This is a genomic window from Nitrospira sp. M1, from assembly GCF_965152605.1.
This window is the reverse complement of the sequence record NZ_OZ224217.1, coordinates 2,275,787-2,294,391: the sequence shown is the minus strand read 5'-3', so window position 1 is coordinate 2,294,391 and position 18,605 is coordinate 2,275,787. Positions and strand designations below refer to the sequence as shown.

Genomic DNA, 18,605 nt, shown 5'->3' with positions numbered 1-18,605 from the left:
GTTGCGTTCTCCTGATTCGTCGCTCGTGAAGCGTGAAAGAATAGCCTGAAGACTCTTCTTATAAAATACGAACGACGAGATACGTTTTTTTTCTACGAACGACGTTTCACCAACTTGGCCTTATTGGACGGTTTTTTTTGAACACTCCCTTTTCTTTTTCTTACAACTTGTATGGAGGACTTCATGGAGCCGAGTGATCTGCGGTTTCACAAAGAGCATGAATGGATTCGAGTGGATGGTCAGCAAGCCACGATCGGTATTAGTAATTTTGCACAAGATGCCCTCGGCGATGTGGTCTTCATTGAAGTCCCAAAAGTTGGGACGGTGTTTGAAGTCGAGCAAGAACTGGGAGAAATTGAATCCACCAAAGCCACGTCGACCATTTATACGCCTGTGAGCGGAAAAGTTCTTCAGGTGAATGAAGAGCTTGATGAACATCCCGAACTGATTAATAAAGATCCGTATGGGCAGGGGTGGATTGCCGTTCTTGAGTTAACAACACCTTCCGAAATAGAGCAATTAATGACGCCTGAACAATATGATGAGTTTCTGAAGTCTCAGGCGTGAGAGGGGAAACGGGATAAAGTAAGAAGTAAAAGAAGGAAAAATGTAAAAGGCAAAGTGCAAATTGAAAAATGGAAAAACCCGAGCGACGAGATACGAGCAACGAGATACGAATTTATATCCTGAAACTGCGAACGTGAAACTTTCATGACTTCACAAAAGCATATCGCAATCATCGGAGCCGGACCTGGCGGATACGTGGCAGCCATTCGCGCGTCACAGTTGGGAGCAAAGGTGACGCTCATTGAGAACCAGGCACTGGGTGGCGTGTGCCTGAATTGGGGGTGTATTCCAAGTAAAGCGCTTCTTTCGGTTGTCGAGTTAGGTGAAAAGGTCAAGAAGGCCGGTGAGCTGGGTATCCAGGTCGAAGGACCTGTGCAGTATGACGTCGTTCAAATGGTCAAACGGAAAGATCAGGTGGTGACGAATTTGGTGAAGGGCATTGGCATGCTGTTGAAAGGTGGAGGTGTGAGTCACTTGCAAGGGACTGGTACCTTGGTCGATGATCGAACGATTCAAGTCTCCATGGTCGATGGGTCTGATACAACGGTTCAGGCTGATGCCATCATTATCGCCACGGGTTCGTCTTGGCCGAATCTTCCACTCTTTCCCATTGATGGAACTCGAATCATCACGAGTAAAGACGCTCTTGAATTGAAGGCGATTCCTCGGCGTCTGTTGATTGTCGGAGGAGGGGTGGAGGGATGTGAATTTGCCTCGCTGTACAACGGACTGGGTGCTGAAGTGTCGGTTGTTGAGATGATGCCGTCTCTCCTCCCTGAAGAGGATGAAGAACTCTCATCTTTAATGGCCCGTGAGTTTAAAAAACGTCAGATCAAACAATATATCGGGACAAAGGTGGAGACCTGTCAGCTTGGAGACTCAGATGTTACAGTGACACTCAGTTCAGGTGAAGAACTCAAAACTGATGTGGTGTTGGTCTCTATCGGGCGTGGGTTCAACACACAAGAGATCGGATTGGAACAAGTCGGAGTCACGCTGGGGGAGCGAGGGGAGATTCTGGTTAACGATCGGATGGAGACGAATATTCTTGGAGTCTACGCAATCGGAGATGTCGTGGGTAAAGCCATGTTGGCTCATGTGGCATCAGCACAAGGAAAAGTCGCAGTTGAAAATATTATCGGTCGTTCGCACGCAATCAATTACGATGTGATTCCTGCCGGAATTTTTACGCTACCGGAAATAGGACGAGTGGGTCTGACCGAACAGCAGGCACGTGAACGGGGCATAGAAACAAAAATTGGACGCTTTCGGTATAGTGGGCTAGGGAAGGCGCAGAGTGTCGGTGAGACAACGGGACTGTTTAAAGTCATTGCCGATGCCGAGTCAGGTCGTCTCCTGGGTGCGCATATTATGGGAGCACATGCCGCCGATCTCATTCATGAGGCTGCGATGGCCATGGAAACCGGTTCGACCATTGAGAGGCTGGCTTCGATGATTCATGCCCATCCCACACTTGCCGAAGGTCTGATGGAAGCTGCTGAGGATGTTGATGGACTCGCAATTCATCAGGCGAAAAAGCGCGTGTGATGTCTAAGCAGAGTTCAGTGCGATCCTCCGTCTTGACAAAGGCGGGAATTCTGGGTGTTGGTATTGTATGTGTGGCATTCATTGGATGGCCAGGTTCAGATACTCGAACCTCTGTTGAACGTCCATCTTCGTTTGCCGCATTATCTATCTCGGGTCATCTGACGAAACCTCGTTCGATCCATGTCCCTGCACGGGCTGTTGAAGTACACAGTCTTCGGGTTGATATGAATCAAGGACAGGTTGCAGCCTTGCGTAAGCTTCCAGGCATTGGCGGTGTGCTGGCTCAAAGAATAGTCGAGTATCGTGAGACGCACGGACTGTTTCATACGGTGGATGATCTGAAAGCCGTGCCAGGCATTGGAGATGTGCGGATTGAACGTCTTCGCCCGCTGGTCACCGTGACGCAAGAAGAACGACACGGAAGGCCATTAGGATCGTGATCGGCCTCTATTCAATTAGTCATCAAATATTCTGATATGTCAGACGAAAAAGTTCAGCATCAGTTAGAGCTTATTCTTCGTGGAACGGTGGAGGTCATTCAGCTCGATGAATTGAAGGACAAACTTACCACGTCACTCAAAGAAAACAGACCGCTTCGAATAAAAGCGGGGTTTGATCCCACTGCGCCAGATTTGCATCTCGGTCATACGGTTCTCATTCAAAAGCTGAAGCATTTTCAGGATCTCGGACATGACGTTATCTTTCTGATTGGTGATTTTACTGGAATCATTGGCGATCCGACGGGTGTCTCGGAAACCCGTATTGCCCTGACAAAAGAGCAAGTCTTAGACAATGCCAAAACCTACGAAAAGCAGATCTTTAAAACGCTCGATCCTCAAAAAACACAAATTGAATTTAACAGTCGTTGGATGCGTGAGATGCATGCGGAGGATATGGTGCAGTTATGTTCACATTACAGTGTGGCCCGCATGCTGGAGCGTGACGATTTTTCAAACCGGTACCGTGAGCAAAAACCCATCAGCGTGCATGAGTTTCTGTATCCGTTAGTCCAAGGGTATGATTCGGTAGCACTCCAGGCCGATGTAGAACTGGGAGGGACCGATCAAAAGTTTAACTTGTTGGTCGGACGGGATTTACAACGGGACTACGGACAAAAGCCTCAAACGGTCATCACGATGCCGCTGCTTGAAGGGACTGACGGGGTTCGGAAAATGAGTAAGAGTTACGGGAACTATATTGCGCTGGAGGATAAGCCTGGAGACATGTATGGCAAAGTCATGTCGATTAGCGATACGTTGATGCGGAGATATTACGAATTGTTAACGACCGAAGACTTATCGATCATCGATGCCCAACATCCGATGGAAGCGAAAAAAGCATTGGCTGAACGTATTGTCTTTCAATATCATGGTGAAGCAGGCGCCGAACAAGCCAAAGCTGACTTTCAGCAACGTTTTCAATCCAAAGATTTTCCTGATGAGCCTGATGCCCATGTTGTCCTCACGTCGTCAGACGTAGGCAGTGCTGATCTGCCGGGGATTGGTGTCATTGATGTGCTTATGCGGACCGGCCTTCTTCCTAGTAAGGCCGAAGCTCGTCGTCTTATCGCGCAAAATGCGATTCAACTTGATGGACAAAAACTGACTGATCCAAATGGAGATATCACGCTTGAAGTACACCGACAATATCGTATGAAAATCGGCAAACGGAAGTTTGCCCTATTGGAATTCAAGAAAGACTAATATCGTCTTTGTCCCTTTCTTATTTCCTTGACTAAGTTTCAGCACACGCATAGAATGTGAGTACCTCGAGAGCGGGCGTAGCTCAGTGGTAGAGTTCTTGCTTCCCAAGCAAGCTGTCGTGGGTTCAAATCCCATCGCCCGCTCCAATATTTCCAATCCCCTAGTTTGTTTCTACCCATTTAGTTTTTGCTCTGTTTCATTGGCGGCCACTCTTCATATTGAGGAACGCCATCATGTGGTAAGGTTTCCCAGTGAGCTTTGTCACTTACAAATATATGCATGCTCAATTTAATTCCTAGATCACCTTCTGTGCACCCGAGCGTGACTCCGTGTACCTTCCCTTTGAATGTTCCGCACAGGGTCGAGCCGCATACGCGACAGAATTGTAGCCCCGCACCATTATTCGATTCATAGGTCGTGAGTAGATGTTCCCCAGAAGTCCATGTAAGTTCTTCGGGATTCACAAGTGCATACGCTGACGCCTGCCCACTGAATGCCTTTCGACAACTAGAGCAGTGACACGATCGCGCATCTCGTAGCGTTCCTTCGATGATGTATGTGACGGCACCACAAAAACATGATCCAGTAATGGCCATAGATTCAGTATTCTCTTTCCTCGGCTTTGACGAATGAGTCATTATATTTAGGAAAAGTTCTTAGGAATAGACTTCAATGTTTCATCTTGCATGGTAGCATTGTATTAGGGGCCGATCGAGTTTCAATTCGAGGTGAATACTTAGTGAAATTTTGCTACTGTATGATATCAAGATAGATAGTACGTTGAATGGATGTCAGCTTCCTTAGAAAGGAAGATGAAGGTTTTTTCAGGCCAAGGACTTTGTGATTAGCGTAATGCGTTGATTCTGAAAGTCATACGAAGGAGGAACGGGTATGAGGAAGGTCGAATGGATCTCGCAACGTTGTGATCCGGCTACACTTTTGGCTCACCAATTAATGGAAGATCAGGTGACCACATGCAAGCTGGATGATAGAGTCCTCACCGTGGGCCATAAACTGTATGATGGAAATATTGGTAGTTTGCCCGTGGTTGATATCGAACATTCCTTAGTTGGGATTGTGACGGAGTTTGATCTGCTTCAAGCCATTGAGCGTGGAAACGATCTGCGAGAGATGCCTGTATCCTCGATCATGACTGCAGAGGTTATATCGGTGGCAGAGCAAACCCCTTTTATGGAAATTGTACGATTGCTCCAGACCCATCACCTGGTTCGTGTCCCGGTCGTGAGAGGCAAGAGGTTAATCGGTATCTTAGCTCGGAGAGATGTTATTTTGGGCTATATTAAAGCTACAGATGTTGGAAGCGGCGGCTAGTACTGCCGTGAGTCTCATGTTGGTGGTGTACATGAGTAGAGCTTTTCGTTGGCGTATGACTTCTCGATCATGACGCACTTGTAACTCTTCCCCGTTTCTTGCGGTTACCATTCCTCGCTGTATACGTATTCTTGCTATGTGCTGGGTTGCCAGGATTACTACTATGCAAATAAAACAGTTGATCGGTGAATACCTTCCGCCTCCACTACGTCAATGGTTGTGGGAACGGAAAGTTGCAGTGGGAAATCGTCGAATGCGAGATCTTGGGACACATCTTTCGGCACAGATTCACGAGGCTGTACAGCAGGATATGGCCATATGGAATGGGCTGAATACGAAAGTTGAGTGGGAAAGCTTTCGTGATGTGCGGTGTGATGCCCTGCGTCGCTCGTTGAAATTGAATGTCGGAACGAGTGCCCAATTTCGTCCTCTTGTGACGAGCACGTTACAACGAAACGGATACGTCATCGATAATGTAGTCTTTCACGGTCACATGGATCTTCCTGTGACCGCAAACATCTATCGTCCCCTTAGCGTCATCCAGAATACTCCCGCAATCGTCCTGTGTCACAGCCATCACGATTCAAAGACCGAAGAGGAGTTGCAGTGTATGGGGATGACCTGGGCTCAGCAAGGATGCACAGTCTTCATCATGGATTTGCTTGGACATGGTGAGCGACGGCAACATCCTTTCGAGTTTCCACAAGACTACTCTGGAGCATTTCGTGTTGATCGGCAAGACTATTATTTTCGGTATGTGCTGAATATGCAATTGCAGTTGATGGGAGAAAGTCTCATGGGCTGGATGGTGCAGGATGTGCAACGTGGCATTGATCTGTTGTTGGCTGATTCCCACATTGACCGCAAGCGAATTATCGTCATGGGTTCTGTGGCGGGCGGAGGGGATCTTGCGGCTGTGGTTGGGGCGTTAGATCCTCGGGTGTCGGCTGTTGTCGCATTTAATTTTGGACAGCTAACGATGGGTGATTGGGAATCGACAAGAAATCTTCCGAATACGGCTCAATTGCGATTTTGGCCATGGGTTATTCTGGCCTCACTTGCGCCCCGTCGTCTCGTGTATGGACGTGAGTTTTCCTGGAATCGTGGCGATGTTGCCTGGGACTATCTTCAGACAATTTATGGACTCTATGAAAAGCCAGAAGCCCTCCGGTCGGTACATGGTTCCGGTTGCGTATCGGGAAACGGTTCTCTTGATAGCCATTGTATGAATATTGGTCCTCTCCATCGTGCTCAACTCTATCCCATACTATATGAGTGGTTTGACATTCCCATCCCTGAACACGAAGTAACCGAGTATGTTCCCAAAGACCAACTGCACTGCATGACGGAGGAGGCTCGCAAAATCTATGTTCCTCGTACGGTTCATGTTGTCGCGCAGGAACTTTGTGCGCAGTATCTCTCAATTGGGCGAGATGTCCGAACATCTCAGAACCCCCATGAGTTGGCGATGAAATTACAGCATGATCTTGTTCACGTGCTTGGTCCGATGGGACCCTGTACTTCTTACCGCGTTCAGTCAGTCCATCAAAGAATTGGTCGGTCTGAATACGTCAAATTGGCAGTTGAAGAAAATATTCAGGTGCGTGTGCAGATTCTGTGGCCATCCGATGTGGCTACCATCAAACCTCTCGTCGTGATCGGCTTGGCCCAAGAAGGCAATCGGCGTTTAAAAAGGGAACGTCAGTTGCTGATTCGGCAATTACTCAGCCAAGGAGTCGTCGTCTGTTTGACGGAATTAAGAGGAATAGGAGATGGACGGCAGGGGGAGGTCTCTCGCGGTAGAATTAGTCCAAGTGCCAGTGTTGCGGCAACGAGCTTGATGCTTGGAGAATGTGTGCTCACCTCTCGAGTCCGTGATCTACGGACTGTGCTAGCGTACCTCAGGCATCGAGATGATATGGATACAAATCGAATTGGATTGTGGGGGGACTCTCTTGCCGCACCAAACCATCCTCACACGAGTCTTGCTGTGCCTTTAGATGCAGATCCCTATCCTGAGCGAGGTGAACCGCTCGGTGGAGTTGTGTCGCTTCTTACCGCACTCTTTGAACCGCAAATTCAGGCTGTGTATGTCTATGGAGGTCTTGCCTCGTACGCCTCATTGCTGGAAGGGCCTTTTGTCTATCAGCCAGTCGATGCGATGATTCCAGACCTAGTAACCGTGACGGATCTACCTGATATTACTGCAGCACTAGCTCCTCGCCCACTTCGAATGGAAGGATGTGTGGATGGGCAGAACCAATTACTCACTGTCCGGCAGATTGAAGAGGTGTATCGCCAAACGCGAATTTCGTATTCGCAAACCGATAGTCCAGAGCAATGTTCTATTAGCGTAGAAAGAACTTCTAGCCATGAAATTTCACGGTGGTTCATGTCGTCATTCAGCATGTAGAAATTTGGTTGCGTTCATGGCTTCGGACGTAAAATAGGTGACCAGTCTCGTAAAATTACGTGGTACAATGAAGACGAAGGCACTGAGATGACTTGGCCTACGTGTTGAAATTAGGAAGAATCGGCAGCCGTTGGCAAGTCAAAGCCGAAAGGAGGCCATAATGTCTCAAGAACAACAAGAACAAGAAGATGTCCCACAACATATCAAAACAACCGAGACCCTCTTGAGGTTGTATGTGCTTCTTGCTCAATATCTCGATCGTTGTCGAGCAGAAGATGGGCATCAGTCATCTCTTTCTGAAGGAGAATTTCAGAAACATTTAGTTGAGACAAAGCTTGCTGTTCTCAATCGACTCTCTTGTAACAGAATCGTTCCTGAAAAGGTTGAGCAGGAGTATGATCGGGTGATGAAAAACGCAAAAGCCTTGACCAAGAGTCCTACAGATTCAGAATTGAAAGCGCAGGTAGATCAGGAACGAGAAATATTAAGAATTAAGACGCTTGCACTGAGTGACCTCTTGGCCGTATTCCGTTCAGCTCAGTAACCTTCAAGCGTACCTCATTCGTCCAGGAGTCGAGATCCTGCTAGCTGCGTTCGACTCATGACTATACCCCGGTGAGAAAACGGGGAATTGTTGAGAACGTCGTGACGTGAAGTGTGAGAAAGATGAGCAGAAGATGTGGAGTTTGTACTAAAAGATGTTGGCCGATTCGCCATCCTTACATTTCATTGGCAAGTTTTGACTGAGTGTCTTCGGCCCGCTCATAGGGTGGTAGTGGCCTTGTCCAGATAAAGGCTAAGACGCCAGTTGCGATACCCACCAGCATTGCTTTCAAGAGTACTCCAACTGACAATATAAATAGTGAGAATGAGAATAAGAGGACCATCGTGACGGTCGCTGTAATTTTGGCACGCTTACTGATACTGCCATGCTGTTCCCAGTTTTGAATCATGGGGCCCAGCGTTGGCTGTTGGATGAGTTTGTGGTGGAGTTGAGGAGAGCTTTTGGAAAAACAATAGGCTGCGAGAAGGATGAATGGGGTCGTTGGCAAAATTGGGAGAAAAAGGCCAACAAACCCAAAGGCTAAACAGATCCACCCGGCAAGCAATACCCCAAACCGCAATGGGGCGGACTGAATAATCATAAACGAATCCCTTTGTTCAGGTGCTGACCAACAAAAACTCGCTTCCTAAGTAAGTATATCGGCTAATTCACTCGGAGCATTAACTTATCAGGCGAGCGCTATGCGGTATTTGGCTTTAATGGAAATTACTGGATAATGAGTAGAGGTCTTGGGGTAAACAGCTTAATGATCGATTGTATTGAATGGAAGCAGTGGGTGTTGATTCCTGTAAGAGGCCGGTCAAAACGGTCGAGCGAATAAATGGAGTGATGTAACGGATGGTCTGCGGGAAATGGAAATATTACGAAAACCTACGTCGCATCAACAAGATCAATGACGTTAATGCGACGTTATGTGGAATTACGAAGAAGTTATTTAAAACAGGGGAGGTTGGGGACCACACCGTAACCCAATAAGATCTGGATCTTCCCCTTCGATGGCTGGGCGTACTTCGGCTGCAGATTGATCCTTGCGCTGCTCACGACGCTGGGCTTTCTCTTGGCGTTTGAGTCGTTGAGCATGTTCACGAAGTCGTTTTCCTTGAGTTTCTTTTTTAATTTTTCCCATTACATCGGCTTGGAGGTAAGCCTCGATCCTCCCTAGCGTTGGATGGTTTGCTTTTTGGTCGTTCGACCATGCGGCTTGCGTTCTGCTTTAGGACGGGCAGAGGTGCTTGCCAGCTTCGGGCTTTCCTCATACTGGATCTCTTCAAATCCTTGACCAATTTCTTGTGACGACATCATTAAGACTTGTTGTCGAATTTCGTCCATCGACCGGGACCGCTGTTCTTCCGATGGATCTGTTAGACCCAAGGTTTTCCAGGGAATGCTCCGGTTATCCTTGATTCGAACTATTTTATGCGGACGTTTGTGGGCTGGCCAACCTTTAGTCATCTTCATCTTCTCTCTCTCTCCTTCTTATCTGAGTAAGGGCATCTTTGTAATGGAACTTGATCAATTCATGTCGAATAACCATACGATACCCATTGTCGGCACCAACATTTGAGATACCTCGGAAGTCGCACGAAACTTTTCCATCTCACACGAACTCATCCTCGCATACACATGCATGGTAGAAAGCCTAGGTTTCAAGCATCACGTACTACGGGGCTTAGGGCGTCAGAATGGAAGTACCCCTTAATGTCGATTTAGGAGCACTGTGTAGCAGTAACCGTAGCTCAAACCGTGCCTTAAGGTAACATTCTACCGGTGGCGAGTCAAATAAGACATCCAAATATAGAGTGAATCCCGCTAGGTTGATGGGGGTGGGTTTACTATCGTTCAAAAGAATATTGTGTATTTTATCATTGAATTTACAGGGAATTTAACTTCTTCTTCGCTTCCGTATCTGCTTCGAAATATTACACTCTAGGAGTGGGGTAACCTGTTCGTGTCACCTGAACTACTCGGGGAGACCAGGTTTCTTCTTCCGACTCTTTAAGAGGTAAGTTGTCATATCCGTTGTCTTCGAGGGTGGGATGAATGCCATGTTTTCTCCTAGAAGATGGGTATGTAAACTTTTACGTATAAAATTTTAGCTATCCTGTGTCTATACTTTCCTGGAAAGGTTCGGTAGGATGACGCGCCGTACGGCAATCTAGGAACTTGATACAACCCCTGAGGAGTCATCGTCATGTCAAAAAGTCAGGACTCACGAAAAGAAACCAAGAAGAAACCGTCTAAGTCGATGAAGGAAAAACGAGCGGAAAAGAAAGCCAAGAAAAATGGGTAGCGTCTGAGAGGTCACTCTGCACGCGAATTGTGCTTGGAGGTCATGTATGAAGGGTCAAGTCGTTGCCACTGCATGTGGTGCTATTTTGTGTTGTAGCCTATTCTTTGCTCTCGCTTGTGCTGGGGCCGAATCACACGACAGTCAAGCCGAACATAATCCAGTCAACATAACGGAATGGACGGTGCCTTGGGAACAGACAAGGCCGCGTGATCCGTATGTTGATCGCGATCATCATGTGTGGTTTGTCGGACAGCAGGGCGATTACGTGGCGATGCTTGATCCGAAGACTGGAAAATTTCGCCAGTATCCTTTGGAGTCTGGTACAGGCCCGCACAACCTTCTTGTCGACGAGCAGGGTTTTGTGTGGTATGCCGGCAACCGTTCCGCACATATCGGAAAACTCGATCCGGCAACCGGAAAGATCATGAAGTATATGATGCCGAATTCTGATGCAACCGATCCTCACACTCTCGTGTTTGGAGATAAGGGCGAAATATGGTTTACCGTTCAGCAGGGAAATTTCGTGGGCCGGGTAGCCATGGCTTCAGGTATTGTAACGTTGACGCCATTATTTACCGCCAATGCTCGTCCTTATGGCATCATTGTTGACGCAGATCATGTCCCCTGGTTTACGGAGTTTGGTTCGAATAAGCTAGGAACCATTAACCGTAGAACGCATGCAGTGAAAGAAATTTCTCTGTCTCGCCCCGAGGCACGACCACGACGATTGGGACTGACGTCCGATGGCGCAATCTGGTATGTCGACTATGCGGAAGGATATCTCGGGAGGGTTACGCCTTCAACGAAAAAAGTGAAAGAGTGGCAAGTCCCCGGTGGTAAGGATGCATGGCCATATGGGATGGCGGTCGACAAGCAGGATCGTGTCTGGTTTGTGGAAACGGGTTCATTGCCTAATCGTCTCATCGGATTTGATACGAAGACTGAAGAAGTTATCAGCATCACGAATATCAAGAGCGGGGGCGGCACCGTTCGACATATGGTGTACCATAAACCCACACACACGATTTGGTTTGGCACCGACGCAAATACTATTGCACGAGTTGCAGTCCCACAATGATAAATCGGCAGAGCTAGTGGGTCAGTGAAGTCATCAAGAGTCCGCCTCCAGTTACGAGCAACCCACCACCAGACAATCGTCTACTCCAGGCCCCAACGGGCAAGACTTTTTCTAGAAACACAAAAATCGTGATGCCGGCAATCCACAAGAGATTCATCACGCCGCCGAAAAAGAGCAAACCCATTAAGGCCCAGCAGCAGCCGAGGCAATAGAGCCCATGCTCCAAGCCCATTCGAAAAGCCCCAGTGATGCCTGTTCGCCAATGCTTTGCGATAAAGGTAGTCGGGGAACGGCAGTGCTCAAGGCAGACATTTTTCCAAGGGGTCAGTTGATAGAGTCCTGCAACAAGTAAAAGCCCCGCACCGAGAGTGTGACTATTGGTCATCATCATTGGTGAGAGGAGTGCAGCTTGATGCAGACCTGCTTGGGTAAGTGTCGCCCCACCACTAAATATCCCCCATATCGCTAAATAGCCAGACACAAACGCGGAGGTTGGCGCGATTGGCGTCCCCTGTCGATTAGCCTTGCGAGCCATGCCGGCATAGAGGAGGGTCATGGGGGTTGCGGAAGGCAACATCATGCCAATCATCATCACTATCCACATGAGAAGCATGAACAAAAAGTCTGTTCCAGTCCAAGGCTGAAGCTGCATTACAGGGACAACTCCACGTGTACTCATATCCGACATACTCGCAGCGAGATGGAATAGGTAGGCCCACGCCAGAACGGTGACACCGATCAAAGCAGAAGTGATGGCAACTGTATCCCGCTGCGGAAAGGATGCCACAAACTAAACCTCCAACATCGAGAGAACGAACGAAGAAAAAGCGGACGGTTGCCGTATTCTGTCAGGTGGGCAGACGAAGGATGGGGAATGGGGTGTTGTTGAATATAGTGGAATACTCACTAAGCACGAATGACGCCGTCTTGATTCATGTGAAGCGTATTAAAATGTGCATGGCTTTCGGTAAGTTGTAAGGCTATCCCGCCTTTTGTGCTGGATGTTCCGGTACCCACTTCAGCTACGGTGTATTCGAACCCATTTGGTAAATTGATGCGAGCATGATGGGGAGTTCCCGTATGTGTATTTAGAATAGGATTCCCCTTTGACTCGGCAACATCAGGAATGTTGACTTCGGCTTTTCGGGCCTCGACATCGATTGTCAGATCAATGGGAGCAGAGAGTGGGGCAAGAACTTCAGACATCGTGCTATTGAACACAAAGAAGTGTGTGGCTCCGGGAGCCGTAGATTCGCCGTGCAAAATTTTTCGAAGCGCTTCGCGTTGAGCGTCAGTGGCGCGACTGTCGATAATAACTTGTTGTTTGCCGCTTCCGGCTGCGATTTCTCCTGGCCAATGGAGCACCATGGCCCAGTTGAGTCCATCTAAACGGATGTCATTGAAATGGCCTTCTTCGATATGCCCGGCGGCAAAGGCTTCACAAAATCCGTGAGTTGATGGTGCATGAAATTGACACGGACAGCCCCAATCGCAATTGCAATTATTGAATTCTACCCCGCGAAGCATCCATTGATCGGTCATCATAAGATCCTCTTTTTTTGTCGTCAGATGGCTTTAGCAAAACTTCAGTATGCTTCTCATGTTTTTGGCCCACGTGTTGGTAAGAGCCTATCATGATTCTGGTATCACTTGCTATGCTCAGGCAGGCGATCAGACGGGCTGTTCTGACGTTTCGCAATTCGTGTTGCATTGGCAATATCATGAGAGAACCCATATCTCAAAAGTTTGGTATACTAGGGTTCTGCGTTGTGTATTCCGGCATAATTCGTACATTTTCCCGATGTAAGCACAGCGGGAGAGGACATGAAGCCGTTTTGTTGAATAAATTTACATGGAGGAATAAATGACACAAATCAATGAAGTCCAACAGCGTCAACAGTACCAGGGGAAAATCAAGACCTTCATGATGTGGGCAGTGCTGGTGCTGGTTTCTGGAGTCCTGGTTGCCGCACCAGGATGGGCTGGAGGCAAAGGGAAGCATCATGGACATGATCCAGAAAAGAAATTACAAAAACTCACCGAGAAGTTAGAGCTGACTGAGGAACAGCAAGCTAAGGTCAAGCCAATTCTTGAGCAGAAGCATCAACAGCTTCAGGAACTTCACAAGCAAATGAAAGAGGTTCGCATGAATGCCCGCGCTCAAATTGAAGCACAATTAACTCCAGAGCAAGTCGGGAAATTTAAAGAACTTGGAAAAAAGCGAAAGCAGAGCAAGAAAGGGAAAAAAGGTAAGCACGGAAAGAAACATAAAAATGAACATTCTGACGGCGATACTGACACGCATGGCCATGATTAAAGGTGCAATGTCGCATGGATTGAGTGTGTAAGATGCGAGACTCCTCTATGCTCGAAACGAACCGTGAATTGAATGTTGGGCATTGAGAAACCTTCGAAAGTCTGTGTATGCGAGTCAGGCAAAGGCTGAGACGGTGCTTGGGGCTAACGCAGTAAAAGGGTTGGAGTTTTGGCGGAGCGCAACAAGTCAGATGTTGTACTTCCAAATATGAGGCTTCGTAGAGGCGAGTGGCTATAGGCGCCCATGATGAGCATATCAATCTGTTGCTCACGGACGGTTGTAGCAATAACTCGCTCTTCGTCGCCGGGAATAAGTGACGCAGAGACGTCAAATCTTGCGGCTTCCAATGTCACTTTGGCCCATTCAAGCTGCTTTGATGCGTTTTGACTTTCCTTCCCCGACATTAAAAGGTGGATGGGTAGGCCTCGGAAAAGAGGACTCGCTGCGACCATTTCCACTCCTCTGCGGGTTACGATGCCGCCATCAAAGGCGATCATCACCCTCTGGGGTTCTGTGAAGCCTTCAGTCACGGCCAGAATTGGTTTTTTTAGTGCGCGTACGACACGCTCAACATTGCGTCCCAGGTCACGTTGTGTCGTCTCGGCCGATTCTCCCCGTCGCCCTAGAACAAATAAGCGTACGCCTTCTTCTTGTTCTGCGAGGGTTTCGACCAGGACCCCGTAGCGTTGCCGTACGTCGGGAGACGTAATCCCAGCCTTAATCGCACGTTCTCGTAAACGGTTTAAGAAAATCCGTCCGCGTTCACGGGTTTCTTTGCTTCGGGACTCGTCTTGAGTAGAGAGTTCGTTCAACAGCACTTCCTGTGCATCAAACCCGATTGTGCCACTATGATCATTGTCCGTTGCGATCTCTGGATGCCGGTCGATAATGTGTAGGAATTCGAGCGGTGCGGCCATACGCCGTGCGGCCCAGGTCGCATAGTCCGCCACATAGTCGGCAAAATGCGACTGATCGACGCAAGCCAGTACATTCTTTTCGTGTTTCATGGGAGGGCGTTCTTTCTAGTGGCCTATCAATTGCTCAACGGCGTCAGGTTTGTCGTGAACGGCGAAGCGATCAACCATCGTTGCACTCGCTTCGTTCAGTCCAATGACTTCAACGTCTGTCCCTTCTCGTCGGAATTTCATCACCACTTTGTCGAGGGCGCTGACAGCCGTTAGGTCCCAGAAGTGAGCACGACCCACATCGATGCGCACCGTCTCAATCACTTCCTTATAATCAAATGAATTGATGAAACGCTCTGCGGAAGCAAAGAACACCTGTCCTGTGACGTTGTAGATGCGCAGGCGACCTTCATCTTCGGACCTTCTTCCGATATATAAAATCTGACCAACATTATGCGCGAAAAAGAATCCTGACAACAGCACACCCACCAAGACCCCTTTGGCTAAATCATGTGTTGCCACGACCACAACAACGGTAGCAATCATCACCACGCTCGAACTTTTCGGATGCTCTCGCAAGTCACGAATCGATGCCCACTTGAATGTTCCAATTGAGACCATGATCATGACTGCGACGAGTGCTGCCATCGGGATTTTGGCTACCCAATCCCCAATATATACAACCATCAGGAGCAGGAATACCCCGGCTGCCAGAGTCGAGAGTCGTCCGCGCCCACCAGACTTCACATTAATGACGGACTGTCCAATCATGGCGCATCCCGCCATGCCTCCGATAAAGCCGGTGGCAATATTGGCTAGGCCTTGCCCCATGCATTCACGGTTTTTGTTGCTTGGAGAGTCGGTCAGATCATCGACGATGGATGCCGTGAGCATAGATTCCAGTAGGCCTACCACGGCTAGTGTGGCCGATACAGGAAAAATAATACGTAACGTATCCCAGGAAAGAGGCACGTCGGGGAGCAGAAATACGGGAAGGGTTGTCGGGAGTTGACCCATATCTCCCACTGTTCGAATGTCCAACTGTAGGCCGATGGAAACGGCTGTCAGCCCGACGATGGCTACCAAGGGAGACGGGACAGCCTTGGTGAGATATGGAAAGAGATAAATAATCGCTAAGCCCGCCACGACCATTGCATAGACCTCCCAATGTATGCCGATTAATTCTGGGAGTTGTGCCATGAAAATAAGAATGGCCAGTGCATTGACAAAGCCCGTGATGACTGAATGCGAGACAAAGCGCATGAGCGAGCCGAGCTTGAGCCCTCCTGCGATGATTTGCAATATTCCAGTGAGTACGGTTGCCGCCAGTAAGTATTGGAGGCCATGGTCTTTGACCAGGGTAACCATCAAGAGTGCCATTGCACCCGTCGCCGCCGAAATCATGCCGGGTCGACCGCCAGTTACGGCAATGACCGTGGCCATGCAGAAGGAGGCGTAGAGGCCGACTTTGGGGTCAAGCCCTGCAATGCTGGAAAATGCAATCGCTTCAGGAATTAATGCGAGGGCAACGACAAGGCCCGCCAGCAAATCTTTTCGGATATTCATTCCCTCACGGATAGTGTCTACTAGCTCTTTGAGCATCAATGACCCTTCTTTTGATTCAGCACAGATTTTTCAATACTTGGTTCACAGCAAAGACGCATACGGGTATTGTCGAGGGTCGACGACCCATGTGCTTCAGTACCAAACTCCCGGATGCTTTTGAAATTGTTCCTGATTGCAGGAGACCAAGGAGGGTTTGAACAAAAAAATCGTGTAAGATCTCGTTTCAACCGACTGGGGTTGTTGCCCCAGGAAGAAGAGGTCTTACACGATATACAATAACGATATCACACAGTATTTACCCACGCAAGTTTACTAGTTGATCATTGATGCCTAGGAGGAGCAACGTCCTCGTTCGTGGTATTTTCCCCATGATACGATAGCTCTGCCAATGGTGATGAGGGCGTTGGGTTGTCTGTGACAGACTGTGTATTCCAGTCAAGCACATAGAGTATCACACTGCGCATTCACTACAAGTGAATCTCTGTACAATGGTAGAAGTCTTGGGTTGCATGGCCTGAGGAAAGACAGCTATAGGATACATGTATCCTTCGTAGAAATGGTCAGTAGCCAAGTGCTATTTAGTCAACGTGAATTTTCTTCAGAGTGTGATTGCGATTCGGTCCTATGGTTGTTCGTTCCTTGAGCAGGACGAGTCCGTAGCGTAGATCACACAAGACATACCCCCAAATTTCAAATGTATGGAAACTCTGTAGGTAGGTAAAAAATATTTTGGTGGTCCGTAACAAGATAAGTAGGGGTTGCTGCGATGGAATGGCTGACTGATCCTGAGGCCTGGTTGGCGCTTGGAACGTTGACCGCTCTGGAAATTGTTCTGGGGATAGATAACATTATTTTCATTTCAATTCTGGCGGGAAAATTACCGCTAGCAGAGCAGGCGCGTGCCAGAGTTCTTGGTTTAGGCGTGGCCATGTTTTCTCGATTGGCACTCCTCTTTTCACTATCGTGGTTAATGGGCTTAACGGCTCCTTGGTTTGCTCTCTTCAATCATGATTTTTCTGGCCGCGACATGATTTTAATTGCCGGTGGCCTGTTTCTTTTAGTGAAAAGTACATTAGAAATTCACGAACGATTGGAAGGGGAGGAGAGCGAAGGGACGACCAACGCCGCCGCATCATTTACTGCGGTTATTGTGCAAATTGCGATACTGGATATTGTGTTTTCCTTGGATTCCGTTATTACTGCGATTGGCATGGCCGATCAAGTGTGGGTAATGGCTACGGCCATTATCATAGCCGTAGGTGTGATGATGGCATCTTCCGGAGCCATCAGTGATTTTATTGACGAACATCCGACCATCAAAATCCTTGCATTGAGTTTTCTGCTGCTGGTCGGCGTGATGTTAATCGGGGAAGGATTTTCTTTCCATATTCCCAAAGGCTATATCTACTTCGCCATGGCCTTCTCCGTATTTGTTGAGTTGATCAATACGAAAATCCGGAAGGGTCGTACAAAACCAGTAAAGCTTCGTCAACGGCCCCTGGAATAACATGAGTCGTCTTGCTCAGAACATACGTTTTATGTATTGAAGTGCCCTGAATAGGGAATTCGTAGGATTATGGACACAGTTGCCGTATTTGCCGATGTGCAGAACATGTACTACACCGTGAAGCAGCAGTATCACTGTCACTTCGATTACAATGCATTTTGGAAGCAAGCGACGGCCAATAGGAATGTCGTTAAAGCTTTCGCCTATGCGACAGATAAAGGCGATCAACGGCAAAAGGCGTTTCAGCAGATTCTAGAGAGGGTCGGATTTGAGATAAAACTTACACCCTATCTTCAACGCCGTGATGGTTCGGCCAAAGGTGACTGGGATGTTGGAATTACGATAGATATGCTTGAGTACGCAAAAGAAGTGAACACGATCGTGCTAGCCTCAGGGGACGGTGACTTCACTGCAGTGGTCGAGAAGATCATTCAACAGCATAATGTCTCGGTCGAAGTCTACGGGGTTCCTGCCTTGACCGCCTCTTCCCTAATCAAATCGGCCACACGATTTGTGCCCATTCAAGGAGACCTGTTGTTATCGATTCCAACAACCTGAGAGCTTGTCACCAAAATCCTGTTCAGAACACAACCTGTTAGGTGTGAACTCCCAATGATTGGAAGCAATTGCTTAGCATTAACAACTAGGTCATAGGCCTAACTTTGCAAGCGATCTCCAAGCTAAATTGAGCTGATTCAATCTCTAGTCATTGATCGTTACGCTACCCTCGGATAATTCGTATAAAATTTCTAGGGATATCGTTGAAGACATAGCGCAAGCCATTTAGACACTCACAGATGAATAGCGTAAAGGG

General features: G+C 48.1%; 19 protein-coding genes and 1 tRNA gene. 12 read left to right on the top strand and 8 right to left on the bottom strand.

All coding sequences use genetic code 11. From position 1 onward, the window contains the following. Window positions 1–183 precede the first annotated feature (183 nt). The 5 genes from gcvH (at window position 184) to ACWHX8_RS10425 (ending at window position 3,964) form a co-directional block, all read left to right on the top strand. Window positions 184–567 (top strand): glycine cleavage system protein GcvH, encoded by a 384-nt coding sequence (gene gcvH / locus ACWHX8_RS10445; RefSeq protein WP_447968065.1) that lies wholly within the window; start codon window positions 184–186, stop codon window positions 565–567. Between the two features lie 144 nt (window positions 568–711). Then, the gene (gene lpdA, locus ACWHX8_RS10440; RefSeq protein ID WP_447968064.1) at window positions 712–2,115 is read left to right on the top strand and encodes a dihydrolipoyl dehydrogenase; all 1,404 of its coding nucleotides are present in this window, start codon (window positions 712–714) and stop codon (window positions 2,113–2,115) included. Between the two features lie 17 nt (window positions 2,116–2,132). Further along, entirely contained in the window at window positions 2,133–2,555 is a 423-nt protein-coding gene (locus tag ACWHX8_RS10435; protein ID WP_447968063.1) for a ComEA family DNA-binding protein, read from the top strand. 36 nt (window positions 2,556–2,591) lie between these two features. Then, window positions 2,592–3,818 carry a tyrosine--tRNA ligase gene (tyrS, locus tag ACWHX8_RS10430; RefSeq protein WP_447968062.1) on the top strand — a complete coding sequence of 409 codons (1,227 nt, stop codon included), beginning with the start codon at window positions 2,592–2,594 and terminating at the stop codon, window positions 3,816–3,818. 71 nt (window positions 3,819–3,889) lie between these two features. Further along, window positions 3,890–3,964 (top strand) — tRNA-Gly (locus tag ACWHX8_RS10425). 33 nt (window positions 3,965–3,997) lie between these two features. Here the strand turns inward: ACWHX8_RS10425 and ACWHX8_RS10420 are convergent. After that, the gene (locus ACWHX8_RS10420; RefSeq protein ID WP_447968061.1) at window positions 3,998–4,414 is read right to left on the bottom strand and encodes a GFA family protein; all 417 of its coding nucleotides are present in this window, start codon (window positions 4,412–4,414) and stop codon (window positions 3,998–4,000) included. 295 nt (window positions 4,415–4,709) lie between these two features. Here ACWHX8_RS10420 and ACWHX8_RS10415 point away from each other — a divergent pair, with 295 nt between their 5' ends. From ACWHX8_RS10415 to ACWHX8_RS10405, 3 genes are all read left to right on the top strand, one after another. Further along, window positions 4,710–5,150: a CBS domain-containing protein gene (locus tag ACWHX8_RS10415; RefSeq protein ID WP_447968060.1), complete on the top strand. Its 441-nt coding sequence runs from the start codon at window positions 4,710–4,712 to the stop codon at window positions 5,148–5,150. A 163-nt stretch (window positions 5,151–5,313) separates the two neighbouring features. After that, window positions 5,314–7,563, top strand: coding sequence for an acetylxylan esterase (locus tag ACWHX8_RS10410; protein WP_447968059.1), 2,250 nt, complete (start codon window positions 5,314–5,316; stop codon window positions 7,561–7,563). Window positions 7,564–7,723: 160 nt separating this feature from the next. Then, window positions 7,724–8,107 (top strand): hypothetical protein, encoded by a 384-nt coding sequence (locus ACWHX8_RS10405; protein WP_447968058.1) that lies wholly within the window; start codon window positions 7,724–7,726, stop codon window positions 8,105–8,107. Window positions 8,108–8,282: 175 nt separating this feature from the next. On the opposite strand, the gene ACWHX8_RS10400 is transcribed toward ACWHX8_RS10405, so the two are convergent. The 3 genes from ACWHX8_RS10400 to ACWHX8_RS10390 form a co-directional block, all read right to left on the bottom strand. Beyond that, window positions 8,283–8,708: a YbaN family protein gene (locus tag ACWHX8_RS10400; RefSeq protein WP_447968057.1), complete on the bottom strand. Its 426-nt coding sequence runs from the start codon at window positions 8,706–8,708 to the stop codon at window positions 8,283–8,285. 354 nt (window positions 8,709–9,062) lie between these two features. Then, complete coding sequence (locus ACWHX8_RS10395) at window positions 9,063–9,254, bottom strand: hypothetical protein (protein ID WP_447968056.1); 192 nt, start codon at window positions 9,252–9,254, stop codon at window positions 9,063–9,065. 32 nt (window positions 9,255–9,286) lie between these two features. Then, window positions 9,287–9,586, bottom strand: a complete 300-nt coding sequence (locus ACWHX8_RS10390; RefSeq protein WP_447968055.1) for a hypothetical protein — start codon at window positions 9,584–9,586, stop codon at window positions 9,287–9,289. Window positions 9,587–10,464: 878 nt separating this feature from the next. Between ACWHX8_RS10390 and ACWHX8_RS10385 the strand changes: the two genes are divergently transcribed. Next, the gene (locus ACWHX8_RS10385) at window positions 10,465–11,496 is read left to right on the top strand and encodes a Vgb family protein (protein WP_447968054.1); all 1,032 of its coding nucleotides are present in this window, start codon (window positions 10,465–10,467) and stop codon (window positions 11,494–11,496) included. A 13-nt stretch (window positions 11,497–11,509) separates the two neighbouring features. Here ACWHX8_RS10385 and ACWHX8_RS10380 read toward each other — a convergent pair whose 3' ends face one another. Together ACWHX8_RS10380 and ACWHX8_RS10375 are read right to left on the bottom strand one after the other, a co-directional pair. Then, entirely contained in the window at window positions 11,510–12,283 is a 774-nt protein-coding gene (locus ACWHX8_RS10380; protein WP_447968053.1) for a DUF2182 domain-containing protein, read from the bottom strand. Window positions 12,284–12,402: 119 nt separating this feature from the next. Further along, window positions 12,403–13,038 (bottom strand): DUF1326 domain-containing protein, encoded by a 636-nt coding sequence (locus ACWHX8_RS10375; protein ID WP_447971898.1) that lies wholly within the window; start codon window positions 13,036–13,038, stop codon window positions 12,403–12,405. A gap of 322 nt (window positions 13,039–13,360) precedes the next feature. On the opposite strand from ACWHX8_RS10375, the gene ACWHX8_RS10370 reads away from it, so the two are divergent. Continuing rightward, on the top strand, window positions 13,361–13,813 hold the full coding sequence (locus ACWHX8_RS10370) for a periplasmic heavy metal sensor (RefSeq protein ID WP_447968052.1): 453 nt from the start codon (window positions 13,361–13,363) through the stop codon (window positions 13,811–13,813). Window positions 13,814–13,956: 143 nt separating this feature from the next. Here ACWHX8_RS10370 and ACWHX8_RS10365 read toward each other — a convergent pair whose 3' ends face one another. Both ACWHX8_RS10365 and ACWHX8_RS10360 read right to left on the bottom strand, forming a co-directional pair. Beyond that, complete coding sequence (locus tag ACWHX8_RS10365; RefSeq protein ID WP_447968051.1) at window positions 13,957–14,820, bottom strand: universal stress protein; 864 nt, start codon at window positions 14,818–14,820, stop codon at window positions 13,957–13,959. A 15-nt stretch (window positions 14,821–14,835) separates the two neighbouring features. Next, a complete protein-coding gene (locus tag ACWHX8_RS10360) occupies window positions 14,836–16,320 on the bottom strand; it encodes a SulP family inorganic anion transporter (protein WP_447968050.1) in 1,485 nt (494 codons plus the stop codon). 730 nt (window positions 16,321–17,050) lie between these two features. Between ACWHX8_RS10360 and ACWHX8_RS10355 the strand changes: the two genes are divergently transcribed. Together ACWHX8_RS10355 and ACWHX8_RS10350 are read left to right on the top strand one after the other, a co-directional pair. After that, a complete protein-coding gene (locus tag ACWHX8_RS10355) occupies window positions 17,051–17,791 on the top strand; it encodes a TerC family protein (protein ID WP_447968049.1) in 741 nt (246 codons plus the stop codon). Window positions 17,792–17,860: 69 nt separating this feature from the next. After that, on the top strand, window positions 17,861–18,349 hold the full coding sequence (locus ACWHX8_RS10350) for a LabA-like NYN domain-containing protein (protein WP_447968048.1): 489 nt from the start codon (window positions 17,861–17,863) through the stop codon (window positions 18,347–18,349). Window positions 18,350–18,605: the final 256 nt, after the last annotated feature.

Coding starts and splice junctions, on each gene's coding strand:
- gcvH (WP_447968065.1), top strand. CDS start 184: ATGGAGCCGAGTGATCTGCGGTTTCACAAAGAGCATGAATGGATTCGA.
- lpdA (WP_447968064.1), top strand. CDS start 712: ATGACTTCACAAAAGCATATCGCAATCATCGGAGCCGGACCTGGCGGA.
- tyrS (WP_447968062.1), top strand. CDS start 2,592: ATGTCAGACGAAAAAGTTCAGCATCAGTTAGAGCTTATTCTTCGTGGA.
- ACWHX8_RS10420 (WP_447968061.1), bottom strand. CDS start 4,414: ATGGCCATTACTGGATCATGTTTTTGTGGTGCCGTCACATACATCATC.
- ACWHX8_RS10415 (WP_447968060.1), top strand. CDS start 4,710: ATGAGGAAGGTCGAATGGATCTCGCAACGTTGTGATCCGGCTACACTT.
- ACWHX8_RS10410 (WP_447968059.1), top strand. CDS start 5,314: ATGCAAATAAAACAGTTGATCGGTGAATACCTTCCGCCTCCACTACGT.
- ACWHX8_RS10405 (WP_447968058.1), top strand. CDS start 7,724: ATGTCTCAAGAACAACAAGAACAAGAAGATGTCCCACAACATATCAAA.
- ACWHX8_RS10400 (WP_447968057.1), bottom strand. CDS start 8,708: ATGATTATTCAGTCCGCCCCATTGCGGTTTGGGGTATTGCTTGCCGGG.
- ACWHX8_RS10395 (WP_447968056.1), bottom strand. CDS start 9,254: ATGGGAAAAATTAAAAAAGAAACTCAAGGAAAACGACTTCGTGAACAT.
- ACWHX8_RS10390 (WP_447968055.1), bottom strand. CDS start 9,586: ATGAAGATGACTAAAGGTTGGCCAGCCCACAAACGTCCGCATAAAATA.
- ACWHX8_RS10385 (WP_447968054.1), top strand. CDS start 10,465: ATGAAGGGTCAAGTCGTTGCCACTGCATGTGGTGCTATTTTGTGTTGT.
- ACWHX8_RS10375 (WP_447971898.1), bottom strand. CDS start 13,038: ATGACCGATCAATGGATGCTTCGCGGGGTAGAATTCAATAATTGCAAT.
- ACWHX8_RS10370 (WP_447968052.1), top strand. CDS start 13,361: ATGACACAAATCAATGAAGTCCAACAGCGTCAACAGTACCAGGGGAAA.
- ACWHX8_RS10365 (WP_447968051.1), bottom strand. CDS start 14,820: ATGAAACACGAAAAGAATGTACTGGCTTGCGTCGATCAGTCGCATTTT.
- ACWHX8_RS10360 (WP_447968050.1), bottom strand. CDS start 16,320: ATGCTCAAAGAGCTAGTAGACACTATCCGTGAGGGAATGAATATCCGA.
- ACWHX8_RS10355 (WP_447968049.1), top strand. CDS start 17,051: ATGGAATGGCTGACTGATCCTGAGGCCTGGTTGGCGCTTGGAACGTTG.
- ACWHX8_RS10350 (WP_447968048.1), top strand. CDS start 17,861: ATGGACACAGTTGCCGTATTTGCCGATGTGCAGAACATGTACTACACC.